This window comes from Parasporobacterium paucivorans DSM 15970 (assembly GCF_900141895.1).
GTDB classification, from domain to species: Bacteria; Bacillota; Clostridia; order Lachnospirales; family Lachnospiraceae; genus Parasporobacterium; species Parasporobacterium paucivorans.
The window spans coordinates 123,356-140,421 of the sequence record NZ_FQYT01000004.1; the positions used below are offsets into that span (position 1 = coordinate 123,356).

General features: G+C 47.5%; 10 protein-coding genes. 2 read left to right on the plus strand and 8 right to left on the minus strand.

Annotated features, from left to right (window positions below; genetic code table 11):
- Window positions 1-19: 19 nt before the first annotated feature.
- From BUA79_RS02580 to BUA79_RS02615, 8 genes are all read right to left on the minus strand, one after another.
- Window positions 20-1,042, minus strand: coding sequence for a S66 family peptidase (locus BUA79_RS02580; RefSeq protein ID WP_073992806.1), 1,023 nt, complete (start codon window positions 1,040-1,042; stop codon window positions 20-22).
- A complete protein-coding gene (gene addA / locus BUA79_RS02585) occupies window positions 1,039-4,692 on the minus strand; it encodes a helicase-exonuclease AddAB subunit AddA (RefSeq protein WP_073992807.1) in 3,654 nt (1,217 codons plus the stop codon). The genes BUA79_RS02580 and addA overlap by 4 nt, the downstream gene beginning before the upstream one ends.
- On the minus strand, window positions 4,652-7,954 hold the full coding sequence (locus tag BUA79_RS02590) for a PD-(D/E)XK nuclease family protein (protein ID WP_073992808.1): 3,303 nt from the start codon (window positions 7,952-7,954) through the stop codon (window positions 4,652-4,654). Before BUA79_RS02590 ends, addA begins: the two co-directional genes overlap by 41 nt.
- Window positions 7,955-8,091: 137 nt before the next feature.
- Window positions 8,092-10,017, minus strand: coding sequence for an NAD(+) synthase (locus BUA79_RS02595; RefSeq protein ID WP_073992809.1), 1,926 nt, complete (start codon window positions 10,015-10,017; stop codon window positions 8,092-8,094).
- 3 nt (window positions 10,018-10,020) lie between these two features.
- Window positions 10,021-11,973 (minus strand): fructose-1,6-bisphosphatase, encoded by a 1,953-nt coding sequence (locus BUA79_RS02600; RefSeq protein ID WP_073992810.1) that lies wholly within the window; start codon window positions 11,971-11,973, stop codon window positions 10,021-10,023.
- A 149-nt stretch (window positions 11,974-12,122) separates the two neighbouring features.
- Window positions 12,123-12,893 carry a 4-hydroxy-tetrahydrodipicolinate reductase gene (gene dapB, locus BUA79_RS02605; protein ID WP_073992811.1) on the minus strand — a complete coding sequence of 257 codons (771 nt, stop codon included), beginning with the start codon at window positions 12,891-12,893 and terminating at the stop codon, window positions 12,123-12,125.
- 22 nt (window positions 12,894-12,915) lie between these two features.
- Window positions 12,916-13,806, minus strand: coding sequence for a 4-hydroxy-tetrahydrodipicolinate synthase (dapA, locus tag BUA79_RS02610; RefSeq protein ID WP_073992812.1), 891 nt, complete (start codon window positions 13,804-13,806; stop codon window positions 12,916-12,918).
- A gap of 32 nt (window positions 13,807-13,838) precedes the next feature.
- Window positions 13,839-14,324, minus strand: a complete 486-nt coding sequence (locus BUA79_RS02615) for a cob(I)yrinic acid a,c-diamide adenosyltransferase (RefSeq protein WP_073992813.1) — start codon at window positions 14,322-14,324, stop codon at window positions 13,839-13,841.
- A 145-nt stretch (window positions 14,325-14,469) separates the two neighbouring features.
- Here BUA79_RS02615 and BUA79_RS02620 point away from each other — a divergent pair, with 145 nt between their 5' ends.
- Both BUA79_RS02620 and typA read left to right on the plus strand, forming a co-directional pair.
- Window positions 14,470-15,105: a lactate utilization protein gene (locus BUA79_RS02620; protein ID WP_073992814.1), complete on the plus strand. Its 636-nt coding sequence runs from the start codon at window positions 14,470-14,472 to the stop codon at window positions 15,103-15,105.
- 123 nt (window positions 15,106-15,228) lie between these two features.
- Entirely contained in the window at window positions 15,229-17,064 is a 1,836-nt protein-coding gene (gene typA, locus BUA79_RS02625) for a translational GTPase TypA (protein ID WP_073992815.1), read from the plus strand.
- The last annotated feature ends 2 nt before the right edge of the window (window positions 17,065-17,066 follow it).

A 17,066-nucleotide genomic window follows, 5' to 3' on the forward strand; every position in this document is an offset into this window, starting at 1 on the left:
TCAAATCGCACAAATAAAATCAATTATTATAATCTCTATATACCATGTCCCCCTTGCCTCCGGCAGAGAAGATCCTTGCTATTGCGCCGTTGATCATTACAAACTGCGGTCCCTTATGGCCGATGTCCGCATCCATTATAATGGGAACATCCAGGCTTCCCAGCATCGTCAGGACGGCCTCATCATAGCTGGTGTCTGTGAAGGTCGAGAACAGGAGAGGCCTTCCAAATACGATTCCACGGCAGTGTTCAAACCACCCCATCTCCCTGAGTCTCCAGAGCCCCATCATGAGTGCTTCCGAATTTAGATCGAAGCTTTCCAGGTACCATATTATACCATCTTCCCGGTATTTATGGACATACTCGACCGCACCGTCGTACCTGGTGCCGGCCAGCGTAAGCAGTACATCCAGACACCCTCCAATGAGCCGTCCCTGCATCGTTATGGATTCTTCCCCTCTCAAATTTCTCCAGAGCACTGGCATATCCGTCCGGTACCCCTCCAGGCCAGTCTCCTTGTCATGGAATCCGTCCTCATACATTTCGAAGCTTGTCTGAACCCGGGTCTTCCCCTCCAGGATTTCCAGATTCCTCCGGACAGATACATCCCAGTCCTGCATGCCAAAATCTCCGAAATTGCTGCCATAGGCCGTTGCAATATCCAGCTTTGTCGTAATAGGAAACAGTATTGCGGTGTTGTCGGAATATCCCTGTATCCACTTTGGATTGACCCTGACAGAATCAAAATCCACAAATTCCAGCATCTCTACCAGAAAGTCCCCTCCTTTGGCTGAGAATATGCAGCTTACATCCTCTCTGCGCAGCAGTGCGTCGAGCTGGGCCGCACGGGTTTTTCCATCCGAGCTTCTTCCCTTTGCGTCTGCCGTAAATACATTTTCGGTGAATTCAACCTTATACCCTTTTTCTCCAAGCTTTTTCTTCCCATTTTGAAACCTCGCCTTGTCCTCCTCTTTGCTCAGACCGTTGGACAGCGCGGTAACTGCAATGGTATCTCCCGGTTTAATATGTTTTGGAAAAATCATCTGATTACTTCTCCCTTCCCTAAGTGAAACGAATATAATATCTTTTCTTTTACTTCTTTGCCGGTAATCTGCTCCAGCGCTTTTTTATAAAAATCCAGCTGCACCCCGTATCTTTGCCTCAGTTCATCCATGGAGTCGATCCGGTCTGTCTTATAGTCCACGACCACCAGCCTATCTTCCTCCATGTACGCATCGATGACTCCCTGTACGACTATGGTTTCTTCTGGATCAAAGGCAGGATTAATCTCCTCCGCCGAAATGCCCATAACATACTGCTTCTCCCGAAACAGCTTCTTGTCGCGGTATGCCCGTGCCAGCCTGCTGCCCAGGTCAGAGGCCAGGAGACCAGTTATATCATCCGGATTCACCGCATCTGCCTCTTCCCTCGAAATTTTCCCCATCGCTGCAAGGGCCTGTATCGCTTCCCGGATAACCACCCTTTCAGGCAGCAGAGAGAAATCAAGAAGTTCCAGCACACGATGATACGCACTGCCCCGACCGACCGGGCTCAGCTTTTCTTTTTCTGAAATAAAGAGAGGGACATTTTCCTCCTGAATCTCCCATTCCCTGTCATACCTGAAGGTTGTTTCCTCATCCATCTGCTGGCTCACCTTCTTGATTTCGCTGACGCTCATTTTTGTATGGATGATTCCATTTCCTTTAAACGGGTATGTGTATTCCATTCTGTCCCGGATTTCCCTGCGAAGCTTCTGATCAAATATATAGGTTGTATCCCAGTAAAGAAGATTCTTCTCCCTGCCTTCCTGCAGTACCGTCTTTTTGACTTTTTCGTATACGATATCCTCTGCCCTGAACATTTTCACATCAAATCCCGCGTCCGTTTCCAGCAGTTGTCTGGATATCCCCGGATCGTAGGAAAGGCCCGCAAGAATCCCGGAAAAGGCGGCGTTCCTTGCCATGGAAAACCCTATCCAATCCATAAAACTTGAAGCGTCCGTCAGCGTTCCAAGGGACAGGGCCGTACGGACTGACTGCCTCTCCCCCATCCATTTCTTAACGGAGGTTTCCAGGCTGTCGGACTGGCCCGCAATAATCAGTTTTTCTCTGGCTCTCGTCATGGCCACATACAGAACCCTGAGCTCTTCCGAAAGATTTTCCAGTTTTGTCTTAAGGGCGATTCCCCTCTTTATAATAGTTGGCGTTTTTATCCTCTGCTCCAGGTCTATGCTGTCCACGCCTATTCCCAGTTCCGAATGCATAACAATGGATGCCGACGAATCCCTGACATTGAATTTCTTTCCGGTCCCTCCAAGAATCACAATCGGAAACTCAAGTCCCTTGCTTTTATGGATGCTCATGATTCGGACGGTATCGTCATTTTCTCCGGCGACCCCTGCCTCCCCCATGTCGTTTTCCTTGTATTTTCTGAGCTTTTCAATGTAGCGGATGAAATTGAATACTCCTGTATAACTGGTTTTTTCAAATGCAGCGGCTTTTTCCCGGAGCATATCCAGATTCGCCTTCCGCCTCTCCCCGGCCGGCATGGCGCGTACATACAGCTCATATCCGGTATCCATCAAAACAAAGGATAAAATTTCGTAAATTGACAGATAAACGGATTTCTGCCTGTATTCTCTGAGCTTTCCAAGAAATACACCCAGCCGTTTCCTTAAGCCTTCATCTTCCCCTTCGATGGAATATCCGGTTATCCCCTCATACAGGCTGCCGCTGCGTTTTGCAAGTCTTATCCGTGCAAGATCCTCCGAAGAAAACCCTCCGATGGGGGAATGCAGTATGGCAGCCAGAGGGATATCCTGTATCGGATTATCAATAATGGACAGGATATCCAGGACCGTTCGGACCTCCAAGGCATCAAAATAGCCTTCTCCGGTCTCCACATAGCATGGAATCCCTTCCGACATAAGTACCTTTTCGGCTATATCTGCCATTCCTTTGGGGCTCCTGTAGAGTATTACGATATCCCGGAAGCAGGCGGTCCTGAATTCCCCCGTTTCCTTGTCAACAATCTTGTGGCCATGCATCGGATCTGTCAATTCCCTGATCCTGTCTGCTATAACCTTTGCCTCCAGCTCTTTTTTTTCATCCTTCGTCTCCACGAAAAGGATTTCCGTGTTGTCCGTCTGGCCAGTGGGAACCGGCTTGTACTCCGCTCCCGTGTGTAATTCATTTTCCTCGTCATAGTCTATATCCCCGAGATTCTTTGACATAATCTGCCGGAATATGAAGTTAATGCCCTTCAGCACATTATCCCTTGACCGGAAATTCTTGTCCAGATTGATTCTCTGGTAAAGAGATCCTGCATCTGTGGGATATTCTTCGTATTTTTTCACGAAGAGCTCTGGCTTTGCCATACGGAATTTATAGATGCTCTGCTTGACATCCCCCACCATGAAGGTGTTTGGCTCCCCCCTGCTTTCCCTGGATACACTGTTCAATATCACCTCCTGCAGAAGATTGCTGTCCTGATATTCATCAATGAAAATCTCCCGGAAAGTATCTGAAATTTCCTGGCCGGTCCTGGAAGGGAGGGGGTTTCCGTTCTCATCCCTCACCGTCAGGATTTCCAGGGCCATATGTTCAATATCGCTGAAATCCACCACGTTCTTGTCCCTTTTTGCCTCCCCATAGCGCCTCAGGAATTCATCGGCCAGATCTATGAGGACTCTGGTGGGGCCTGAACTTATGCGAATATCTTCAAGCATATCTTCCCTGCTCTGGAAATAATATTCCGATCCCAGTTTTTTCAGACCTTCTTTTACTTTCTTCCGCAGATTCTGAACTTCTTCCTTCTTCTCCAGGGAAAACGTTTCTCCCCTCTGTCCCGGCAGCCTCTTGAAAGAGGGATTATTCAGCAGCGTCACCCGTTCGTCAAAGTCCGAGCTTCCCACAATTTCTTCCAGCATTTCCAGGTCGCATGACAGGGCCTCCCGGTACGCGCCGGGTCCGTCCGGGCTGTCGCATATGGCGATGGCATTCAGGATAATTTTCCGGTAATCACCAAGGATCGTATCCACATACTCTTTCAAATGCTCCATCCACGGTGCTTCCCAAACGTCCTCTTCGCTGCCCAGATAGGATTTTCTGCAGGCCTCCAGCCATTCGCCCGGCCATGGATGGCTGATGGAAAATCCGTACAGTTTCAGAATCAGGTCCTCTATATTTGAGTCATCGCTTTTGGGCGCATACGTTTCCACAAATTCCAGAAATTCCTCTTTACCTTCTTCATATCGTTCTTCCAGCATTTCCCCGATGACATCTGTTTTTATAAGGTTCAGTTCCCCTTCATCCGCAACCCTGAACCCCGGATCAACGTCAATTTCATTGAAATGTTCCCTGATTACACTCAGACAGAAGCTGTCGATTGTCATGATGTGCGAATTGTGGATGTAGGTCATCTGCTTCTGGAGGTGCTCATTCTCGGGGTTTTCCTCGCTTTTTTCCTGGATTGCGGCCGATATCTTTTCCCGCATCTGTGCGGCGGCCGCTTTGGTGAATGTCACTACCAGAAGCCTGTCTACATCCGTTTTGTCCTTTTCGTCCAGGATCATCTGTATGATTCTCTCCACCAGCACGGCCGTTTTCCCGGAGCCTGCAGCGGCAGAAACCAGGAGATTTTTGTTCCTGGATTCAATTACCTGTTTCTGTCTGTCTGTCCATTTCGTCCCCATGGCTGTCCGCCTCCTTTCTGATGTCTTTCCATATCTCCTCCGTATCCAGTTTATCCAGATACCGGTATCCGAAGGAAGGATTTTTGGTGTCAAAGCCGCAAACTGATTTATAGGGGCAGTATCTGCAGGGGGTATCGTTCCCCTTTCTGTACGGATTCACCCGGATGTCGCCCTCTCGTATCCTCTGGTTCAATGCCGCTGCCTGCTCCTGCTCATAGGTAAGAAGCCGAAGAAAATCCTCCTGGCTGATCTCATTTCCCTTAGCCGTTTTCATGACTGCTTTTCCTTTGGGATCCAGCTCCATGGCCCCCATCACGGCCTCACTGGCGTTGACAAGCCCGTTCATGCGTGTTTTTTCCAGGACGTCTTCTCCTTTCAGGAGAATGGGGTCCTCAATATGGTAATAGCAGACCGCCGCGGGAATGTTTTTTTTGTCCGGATGCTTTTTTTCCTCCAGTCCACAGACCACTCCCATATAGATCAGAAGCTGCATCTGCAGATGGTAATAGGCATCCGTTATGCTGAAGCTCTTGGTGCCGGATTTGTAGTCAATGACACGCAGGTAACGGTTTCCGTCCTCTTCATACACATCCACCCTGTCTATTCTTCCATTTTGGAAGGACAGTTCAAAATATTCCGGGCTGAATTTTCCCCGTTTGATCTGTTCCTGAATTATCCAGACGGTGCGGGCAGTAATCCGTTCGACTCTTCTGATTATATATGCATTCCTGGCCGAGCTCAGCAGCACTGTATTTCCATAGCCTGCGGTGACGTCCCTTACACATTCATGTACCAGAAAATCCCTGAACGCATCCGGCATGCTCCTGAAATCATGTTCCGATTCGGAAAGCCTGTTGGAAAAGGCCTCCAGCGCCTGGTGATACAGATTCCCCATATCAACCGCCTCGACGGAATATTCTTTTCTTTCCGCCAGGGCAAGACCATAGCTAAGGAAATGGCTGTACGCACAGGAAGCATACTTTTCCAGCCGGCTCACACTTCCCCCTCCGCCGTACAGGGCAGCGGCAACCGCTTTTTCCAGCTGAGTCTCCCCGTTGGAGTGGAATGCGGCACGTGCCAGCTTCGCCGCCATTTCACCGGTTCCTTCCATTTCCCTGAACAAGGAATACAATTCTCCGGCAGCAGGTTCCAGCTCATGTTCCCTGTAATTTCCGATTTTTTCCGACAGGCAGGACAACCCCGCATATCTGGAAATGACTTTTTTCACCAGATCGTCCTGTTCCTCTTCATCCCGGAAAGGTATGGAGGGGAACAGCTTTCTGATTTCGCGTATGAGATAGGATGGCCGCAGGGACGCCAGATCCGAAGACATCTTTGCATAGGAAATATATATGGAATCCTCCGGCTTGGTCAGATTCAGATACAGGTACAGTTTCTGGATGAAACTGTTCTCCCTTGCTGTAGGGGAAAGTTCAAAATGGTTTATGGCCAAAAATTCCCGCTCCGCTTCCGACAGGATGCCTCCCCCGGAAGCTGCTTTCGGGATAATCCCGTCATTCACCCCAGCCAGAAAAAGTACCTTCACATGGCTCAGCCTCGTTCTCTCGATGTCCCCGATTACAACCCTGTCAATGGTAGGCGGGATGATTCCCACCTTCATTTCACCAAATCCTGACTCAAGTATCGCCCTGAGCTCTTTGAGGTTTAAATATTCGTCCCCCAGGAGAGCCGCCAGCTTGTCCAGCAGCTCCACAAAAAGTCCGTACACCTGCTCATATTCCAGGGCAAGCCCTTCCTTCCCGCTCCGATCCAGCTCCTGTCCCATCTGAAGGATTTTGGATGCCATCTGCTGGCCTACCATATACTCATATAAGGCTTTCAGTTTATCCCTTACAGTATTTTCCTTGTTTTTCCACGTTTCGTGAAGTCCGGACAGCGGACGGAGGAAATTGTTTTTTGCTTCCAGTATCTCTTCCGGCAGATCCCAGTCCCCTTCCCAGGCCTTTACTCCGCGTATTCCCCTGGCCAGGACATAATTCTCCATCTGATCCACGGTTTCGGGAGCCAGGTTTGTCATCCCGCTTCTCAAATAACGGAACACACTTTCATAAGTGAACCTTTTCTCCAGAATTTCCAGTATACCCTTGACGCCTTCTATCAGGGGGTTCGTATTCAGTCCTTTTTTATAGTCCAGGAAGAAAGGTATCCCGTTATTGGTAAATACCTCTTCAAATGCCCTGTAACAGCTTCCGACATCTCCGGTCACCACGGCAATATCCCTGTAGCGGTATCCCTGATCCCTGATCAGCTCAAAAATTTTTCCGGCAATTCCTTCTGCTTCTTTGTGGGGCGTTTTACACAGACTGATGCTTATGGAAGGGACCTTTTCATAAGGCTTTTCACCCTGAAAATGGAACAGGTTCCTTTCCAGGTAAGCCAGAGATTCGCTTTTTCTGAACCGGTACGGCACGCTGTCCTTATTCACAGCAATCCTTTCTATCTGGATTCCCTGCTGGGATGCAATCTTTTCCAGATTGTCTATGGTCTTTTTGCTCAAATAAAAGATATTGTGCGGCTTGATTGCGTCTATCCCGCCCCTGCTGTCCGGTACTGTAACGGACACCGACACTCTCTCTCCATATTTCATCAGAAGGGCCAGCACCCGGTACTGCAGAGGAGTAAAACCCGTAAATCCATCTACATAAATACTTGTATCTCTGATATATACTGAGTTCCCGATATACCTGCAAAGCAGGGCTAATACTTCCTCCGTGGTAATATACCTGTCCTGGAGGTATTCTTCAAAAGCGGCGAATATTAAGGATACATCCGTCATCTTTGCATGCAGTGCAGGTTTTTGAGTGGACAGCCGGAGGATATCCTCCAGATCTTTTCCACCCATCCCGTATTGCAGAATCTCAGAAATCATGGATTTCATCTCCAGGACAAATCCGGGCATATTTATCTTTTTCTGATAAAGACACAGCTGTTTTTTCTTGTCCTCGATCACCTTGCGCAAGACCAGGATTTTGCCCATATCGTCCAGCACCTCCGTGGTCTCAATGCCGGCTTCTTCAAATACCCTGAATGCAAGGCGCCCGAAACTGACGATGTCAATATTCATGGTCCCCTTTTTAGGGTGCATGCTCACGATATCCTTCTGGGTTTCCATGGTGAACTGCTCCGGTACGATTATAATGAAAGATTTCTCCGGCTCTGCTATGGATTTTTCGATTACTTCCGTGTACATTCTGTGGCTTTTTCCGGCCCCGCTGCTGCCCAATATTAACTGCAAAGACATTTCTTTCACTCTCCTGACTGTATTTACATACCATTATACAACATATCCCCACTTTGGCACCATGGAAGTGAACAAAAAAACAGGCTGCATGAAAATTCATCATGCAGCCCATAGGGTCAATCCAGAGTGTCTTTATATTAATAACTATCCATATTCAATTCATCCAGCCATTCCTTAGAACTGGCATCGCTGGGCATCCTCAAATCTCCTCTCGGCGAGAGGGCAACCGATCCCACCTTTGGACCATCCGGCACGCAGGAACGTTTAAACTGTTGGGAGAAAAATCTCTGGTAGAAAATTTTCAGCCATTTTGTAATGGTTTCCTTGTCATACACGTCCCGGAACGCGCACTCGGACAGCAGCCTGACTTTTAGCGGGGCAAATCCGAACCGCAGAACGTAGTACAGGAAGAAATCATGCAGCTCATATGGACCGACCAGATCTTCTGTCTTCTGGGAAATCTTTCCGTCTTTCGGAGGAAGGAGTTCGGGACTTACCGGCGTATCCAGGACATCATACAGGGTCTCCTGCAGTTCCTTGTCGTCACTGATGTCCGCACAGAAAAGAACAAGATGGCGAACGAGGGTCTTGGGAACCGATGCATTCACGCCATACATAGACATATGGTCTCCGTTGTAGGTCGCCCATCCAAGGGCAAGCTCCGACATATCCCCTGTTCCGACCACTAACCCGCCGTGCTGGTTTGCCAGGTTCATCAGAAGCATTGTCCTTTGCCGGGCCTGGGAATTCTCATAGGTGGCATCATGGACCTGCGGATCATGACCTATTTGGGAAAAATGCAGATTAACCGCTTCGGCTATGGGAATTTCCATGAAAGTGGCCCCCAGCTTTCTGATAAGTTTTACTGCATTTTCATACGTCCGGTCCGTAGTTCCAAATCCCGGCATGGTTACTGCAAGGATGTCTTTCCTGTCTTTATTCAGGTCGTCAAACGCCCTCACTGTCACAAGAAGTGCCAGGGTCGAGTCAAGTCCTCCTGATATTCCGATAACGGCAGTCCGGGAACAGGTGTGGACAATCCTTTTTTTGAGGCCTGCTGCCTGTATATTCAGAATCTCTTCACACCTTTTCTCCCTCTGCTTTTCATCGGAGGGAACAAACGGAGCGGGACTAATAAAACGTTTCAGATTTTCCGAATCTGTGTATCGGGCCGGCAGGCCAAACAAAATCCTTCTGTAGCTCTCATCCTCTGAGGGCTGGAAGGTCGTATTCTTCCTGCGCTCGCTTGCAAGGCGACCCACATCAATATCTGCGTAGACCGTCTCATTTTTGAATCTTACGGCCTCCGCCAGAATATTTCCATTTTCGGCTATGATGTTATGTGCGGAGAACACAAGGTCTGTAGAGGATTCACCTTCCCCGGCATCCGAATATACGTATCCGCATATAGTCCTTGCAGACTGGCCGGAAATCAGGGCGCTGCGGTATTCATCCTTTCCTGTCACCTCGCTGCTTGCAGACAGGTTGGCAATTACCGTCGCACCGGCCAGTGCATGGCCGGTAGCCGGAGGGTTGGGACTCCAGACATCCTCGCATATTTCCACCGCAATGGAAAAATCCTTGATTGTTCCGCATTGGAAGATCAGATTCATACCCATGGGAACCCACTCTTCTCCCAGCTGCACGTCCATGGGAACTTCAAATCCTCTGGAAAAATGTCTGGCCTCGTAAAATTCCCCGTAGTTGGGGATGTGTTTTTTGGGAACCATGCCGAGAATCTGTCCCTCATTGATAACGGCAGCCGTGTTATAAAGCTTCCCTCTCATCCGGAAGGGGAGCCCGACGATGACTACCATTCCTTTTCCTTTGGAATGTCCGGCGATACGAATGAGCTGCTTTTTGGCGTTCTCAAGAAGCAGATCCTGACAGAAAAGATCTCCGCAGGTATATCCGGTTATGCAGAGCTCGGGAAATACAGCCATCTGGGCTCCGTTTTCATGCATTTCATCCATCAGCCGGCAGATTTGGTCTCCGTTATGACCGCAGTCGGCTACTTTTACCCGTGGCGTCGCAGAAGCGGCTCTGATAAATCCATAGTCCATAGCTTAGACCTTCTCCTTAATAATCCCTTTTTTATATGCATCCAGCAGTTCAGTCAAATCATTGATCTGGTTCTGCAGTTCTTTTCCTGTATCCGTGTCCGCAACGGTCACGCGGCTTTTCATTACATCCACCGTACGTACATTCGGGGTGTTGTCATTCGGAAGCCCGGAGAGGTCTTTCTTAAAAGGTTTATGTTCCGCAATGCTTAAATGCCTGGAGTTGAAAATCAGCGTGTATCCGGCAATACCTGTTCTTGGCTGGTACGCTTTTGCGATCCCCCCATCAATGACGAACAGCTTTCCGTTGGCCTTCACGGGGTTCTCCCCATCCTTATACTTCACCGGAACGTGTCCGTTGATGATATGGGCTTTCTCCGGATCAATCCCAAACTCCTCAAAGATTTTACAGCAGATTTCTTCACTGTTCTGGCTAAGTTTGAAATACGGATTCAGCTCCTCATGCTTGGTTTCCTTCAGACCTATGAAATAATTCTCATACGTGGTTATCTTATCTTTTCCAAAAACCGGCGACAGGGGACCGCACCAGATGTACCACATGAAGTCGCTTGCCTCTTCCTGCAGTTTGCTGTTTCTGGGCAGGAAGTATGCATCATTGGCCATTTCATCTATCTTTTTGAAGAGATCCTTTCCTTTGTAAGGATCCCCCTCTACAACCAGTACATCGAATTCTCCTTCTTTTGTCATGGGTATGCAGCCATGGAACAGAAGATTTGAATTTATGCATTTGCAGGAGTTCCCGTGGGAATAGAGAAACTTCACATGCCTGTGAAGCTGCTCGCTGCTTTCAAAGGAGTGGGCGATTATGCGCATGAGCTCTTCTTCCTCCCGCGAAAGCTGCAGCGGATTTTTGGGATCAAGTGTGGGAAAATTCCTGTCCCTGAGCACATAGCTCTTTCCTTCCAGCATCAGTGTTCCATTGGCATAATCCACCTGCTCGATCAGAATTCTGTCATCCAGATTATACTCCGGGTGCCGTTTGATCAGCTGGCCTTCCAGCTTGAACTGGATGACGGCTATCGCCTTGTGCATCTTTGCGGTCAGATTCTCATCCACAAAATCGGTCTCATTCTGATCCAGAAGATGTGGCATGAAATGTTCACATGGATCCTCCGAATATATCTTTTCTGCAAATTCCGAAAGAGCACGCAGATTGATGCCATACCCGTCCTCCAGCAGATCAAAGGAATTGTAGCTCAGGCAGATACGTATCACATTTGCCATCAGCGCCCTGTTCCCGGTCGCTGCTCCCATCCAGGAAATATCATGGTTTCCCCATTGGATATCCAGATTTTCAAATTCGATCAGTTCGTTCATAATCTTGTCCGGCCTGGCGCCCCGGTCAAAAATATCACCTACGATGTGGAGCCGGTCCACGCTCAGCTTCTGGATCAGATCACATATAGCGGTAATAAATTCACCAGCAATCCCTACGTCCACAAGGGAATAAATGAACTCATTATAATATTTCTTTTTGTCATAATCATTGTCTTCTGCATGAAGCAGTTCATCGATTACGTATGCGTAGCATGCCGGAATCTTTTTGCGCACCTTGGATCTTGTGTATTTTGTGGAAGCCATTTTGCATATCTGGATAAGGCGGTGAATGGTCACCTTCTCCCACTGTTTTCTTTCTTCAGTCTGCAATTTGAGGTTTTCCTGGAATCTTTCCGGGTAATAAATGAGGATCGCCAGCTGGTTGCACTCCTCGTCTGTTATGGAACTTTCAAAAACATCATTTACCTTTGTGCGGATAATTCCCGATGCGCTCCTGAGTATGTGGCTGAAGGCTTCATATTCTCCGTGAAGGTCGCTGATGAAATATTCCGTGCCTTTTGGCAGCCTCCGGATTGCTTTCAGGTTGATGATCTCATTTGCTACAGCGCTTATATTTGGAAAATCCTTGGCTAAAAGCTCTAAATATTTAATGTTGCTCATTCTAATTCCTCCATACAAAATCTAAGTCCATATTATCATTTATTGTATCCGCCGGCAAATCCTTTTTCCTGACAGGCACGGTCCCCGGCATGCCGTATAACCATTTCCATACATAAAAATACCCCGCAAAAGGTGCAGGGTATTTTTATTTATATTTTCCTGTCGGAATTTATTGCGTCCGCCATGGAATAGACTCCAGCAGACCTTCCCGCCAGAAATTTAGCTGCCTGGATGGCTCCGTTGGCAAATATGGAACGGGAAAAGGCTGTGTGCTTAATCTCGATCACTTCATCAAGGCCTGCAAAAATCACTTCATGCTCTCCCACGATGCTTCCTCCCCTGACGGCTGATATCCCCAGTTCGTTTTTGCCACGCTTTTCATTTACTTTTGAACGGTCATATACATATTCGTATTTATCGTTCATGGTCTCATTGATGGCGTCAGCCAGCAGAAGGGCCGTGCCGCTGGGTGCATCTTTTTTCTGGTTATGGTGCTTTTCAACGATTTCAATATCAAACCCTGCATCTGCCAGAACAGGTGCAGCCTGCTGCAGGAGCTTGACCACTGTGTTGATTCCTAGCGACATATTCGCGGACTTAAGAAGAGGGATCTTTCCTGATGCTTCTTTCACCCTATTATTCTGGTCTTCAGACAGCCCAGTGGTGCACAGCACGATGGCCAGGTTTTTCTCCACGCCATAAGCAAGAAGACGGTCAACGGCCGCCACGGAAGCAAAATCAATGATTACGTCCGCCTCGACATCGCACTCGAATATATCCGAATACACCGGATAGGTATCCCTCTGCACTCCCGTAACGTCAATTCCTGCTACGGCTTCCATATCATTGCTTTCGGAAAGGATTCCAGAGACAACCCTGCCCATGCGTCCATTACATCCATGAATAATTACCCTGATCATAGCTTACCTCTTTTCCATTACATTATGCAAGTTTCAATCCGTATTCAACCATTGCCTTCTTGAGAACCTCCACATGTGCCGGTTCCATCGGAGTGAGCGGTTTTCTGAGCGGGCCGGCCTCCATGCCCATCAGATTCATGGCTGTTTTCACAGGAATTGGATTCACTTCACAGAAAAGTGCATTCATAAGATCCAGAGCCTTCAGCTGCAGGCTTGTGCATTTCTTGATATCTCCATCCAAAAATGCCATAACGATATCATGGGTCTGTCGGGGCGCGATATTGGAAAGTACCGAAATAACACCTTTTCCTCCAAGCGCCATGATAGGGGCAATCTCGTCATCATTTCCTGAATAAATATCCATGGTCCCCTCTGTAAGTCGAGCCACTTTCGCCACCTGGGAGATGTTTCCACTGGCTTCCTTGATTCCAATGATGTTATCCACATTTTTATTCAAAAATGCAACCGTCTCCGGTTCGATATTACAGCCTGTTCGGCTCGGAACGTTATAGAGTATGATAGGGAGATCTACTGTTTTTGCCAGGTCTGTAAAATGTGTGATGAGACCTTTCTGTGTAGCCTTATTGTAATACGGAGTCACTATCAGAAGCCCGTCTGCACCGCCTTTTTGAGCCTCTCTGGATAAGTACAGTGCGGTTTCCGTGCAATTCGAACCTGTTCCGGCCACGACCGGAATCCTTCCGGCGACTTTGTCCACTGCATACTTTATTGCCTCTATATGTTCATCATGGGTCAATGTGGATGCTTCTCCTGTTGTACCGCAGATAACGATACAATCTGTCGAATTCTCCACCTGGAAATCAATCATTTCCCCCAGTTTATCAAAATTAACATCTCCATTTTCTTTCATGGGCGTAACAATTGCCACCCCGGCACCTGTAAATATTGCCATAACTATTCCTCCTTAAGACAAAAGCACTGTCATCATTTTCTCATTGTAACTTCTGAAACACAATCCACATATTCTTCTAATTCCACCGGCAGGATATGCCCTGTCATGAATACCGTCGTCTGAGGCGACCGTTCCTTCAAAACGTTTATCAATTCTTCCGCCTTTAATATTCCTTCTTCAATAAGCTTCAGGACTTCATCCAGTATCAGTATGTCGCACTCTCCGGTTATAAGAACCTTTCGGGCGAAATTGATTCCGTTTTTTATATTCATGATTTCTTCTGCCTTGTCTTCCGGCGACAGCTTTTCAAATCCTTCATTTGACTTTTCAAAACGAAAAAGCTTTATTTCCGGTTCAAGCCTGGAAAAAAACAATATTTCATTATTAAGTTTACTTTTCAGAAATCGGATTACGATAACCTTCTTACCGTTTCCGGCACTGATTAATCCTTTCCCCAGGGCAGCTGACGATTTTCCGTCTCCATCCCCGCAAAAAACCTGAGTATATCCTTCGCTCATGCGATAAGCCTCCCTGCTTCAAAACAGCCTGTGAATAAATTTACTACATAATAACAAATAACATTCATTTGTGCAAGCACTTCAATTATATGCTATAATCTATGAAACAAAGCAAGACCATGAAATTTTATAAGGAGATGATTACATGGATCCAAAAAAGGAAGCTTACAAAAAACTCGCTGCTCATATAATAGGAAAGTGCCAGTTACGGGGAATGGAAGGGCATTACTGTGAAAACAGCAGCGAAGCGCTCTCCCTGATCAAGGAACTTATCCCCGCAGACAGCAGCGTTGCCACCGGCGGTTCCGATACCCTTGCCCAGACTGGAATTATGAAATATATCCAGTCTGGCCCTTTCACCTTTTATGACCGCAAAAAAGCCGCGACGGAAAAGGAAAGCATGGAGATTTATGCAAAAACCGTATGTGCCGATTATTTTTTGATGAGTACCAATGCCATCACTTTTGATGGAGAACTGGTAAATATCGATGGCACAGGAAACCGGGTTGCCTGCCTGATCACCGGCCCCAAAAACGTCATCATAGTCGCAGGCATGAATAAGGCCGCCGCAAATGTGGAGGAGGCAATCAGCCGGGCGAAAAACATGGCTGCTCCCGCGAACGCCATCCGACTCAACCGCACCACGCCCTGTACCAGCTACGGTAAATGTCTGAACTGCCTCCAGGACGACTGCATCTGCTGTCATACGGTGGTAACAAGAAAATCCAGAATAAACAACCGCATCAAAGTCATTCTTGTAGGGGAGGAATTGGGATTCTGATCCCGTTATACAAAAAAAACTTGTATTTTAATCAAAGTGTGATAAACTTTCTAATGTTGCTTACAATGACACGGACATTAGCAGTGTATCACACTGCTTTTATTATAGGAAGGATTATAATTAATGATAACAAAAAGAGAAAACATCCGAAACATCGCCATTATCGCCCATGTAGACCACGGCAAGACCACCCTGGTCGATGAGCTCCTCAAACAGAGCGGAACATTCCGGGCGAACCAGTCGGTTGCCGAAAGAGTAATGGATTCCAATGCCATCGAAAGGGAAAGAGGAATTACCATTCTTTCCAAAAACACATCTGTATCTTATGAAAATGTGAAAATCAATATTATCGATACCCCGGGACATGCAGATTTCGGCGGAGAAGTAGAACGAGTACTGAAAATGGTCAACGGCGTAGTTCTTGTGGTAGATGCCTTTGAAGGACCAATGCCTCAGACTAAGTTTGTTCTCAGAAAGGCTCTTGCCCTTGATCTCCCAGTCATCGTATGTATTAATAAGGTAGACAGACCGGAAGCAAGACCGGAAGCTGTCATCGATGAAGTCCTGGAACTTCTGATGGATCTGGAAGCTTCTGACGAGCAGCTTGACTGCCCGTTTGTCTTTGCTTCTGCCAAGGCAGGCTATGCATTCCTTCACAAAGATGATGAGCGCACCAGCATGAATCCTTTGTTCGACACAATTTTGAACTTCATTCCTGCTCCTGAAGGCGATCCAGAAGGAAACCTGCAGGCATTAATCAGTACGATCGATTACAATGAATACTTAGGCAAAATCGGAATCGGAAAAATCGACAACGGAACCATCCGTATAAATCAGGACGTAGTCATCGTGAATGCCCATGACCCTTCAAAGCTGCAGAAGGAAAAAATCAGCCAGCTCTACCTCTTTGAAGGACTCGACAGAGTGTCCGTAAAGGAAGCCACCATCGGAGATATCGTAGCCATTTCCGGAATTTCACATATCCGTATCGGGGATACGCTTTGCCAGCCTGATAATCCACAGGCCATCCAGTTCCAGAAGATTTCCGAGCCAACCATCGCCATGCAGTTCATGGTAAATGACAGCCCACTGGCTGGATTAGATGGAACATATATTACTTCCAGACATCTTCGTGACAGGCTTTTCAGGGAACTGAACACGGACGTAAGCCTCCGGGTTGAGGAGATGGAAACAACCGAGAGTTTCAAGGTTTCCGGACGCGGTGAGCTTCACCTCTCCGTACTGATTGAAAACATGCGCCGTGAAGGCTTTGAGTTTGCCGTAAGCAAGGCAGAGGTATTATACAAGGTCGACGAGAAAGGCCGCAAGCTTGAGCCTATGGAAACGGTCTACATAGATGTGCCGGAGGAATTCTCGGGTACAGTCATCCAGGATCTGAGCATGAGAAAGGGTGAACTCCTTGGCATGAGCAGTGCAGTCGGCGGATATACAAGACTTGAATTTAATATCCCTTCCCGTGGACTCATTGGATATCGTGGGGAATTCATGACAAATACAAAAGGAAACGGCATCATGAATACCACTTTCACCGGATATGCTCCCTTCAAAGGAGACATCCAGTTCAGGAAGCAGGGATCCCTTATTGCATATGAAGCCGGCGAGGCTGTGGCATACGGTTTATATAATGCCCAGGAAAGAGGAATCCTCTTCATCGGGGCGGGTGAAAAAGTCTACTCCGGAATGATCGTGGGACAGTGTCCAAGAGCTGAAGACATAGAAGTAAATGTCTGCAAAAGGAAGCAGCTGACCAACACAAGAGCTTCCGGTTCAGACGATTCCCTGAAGCTTTCTCCGCCTAAGGTTATGAGTCTGGAGCAGAGTCTGGACTTTATCGATACGGACGAGCTGCTGGAGGTCACCCCTTCAAGTCTCCGTATCCGAAAGAAAATCCTGGATCCTAATCTCAGGAAAAGAGCTTCAAAGAACAAAAACATGTAAGA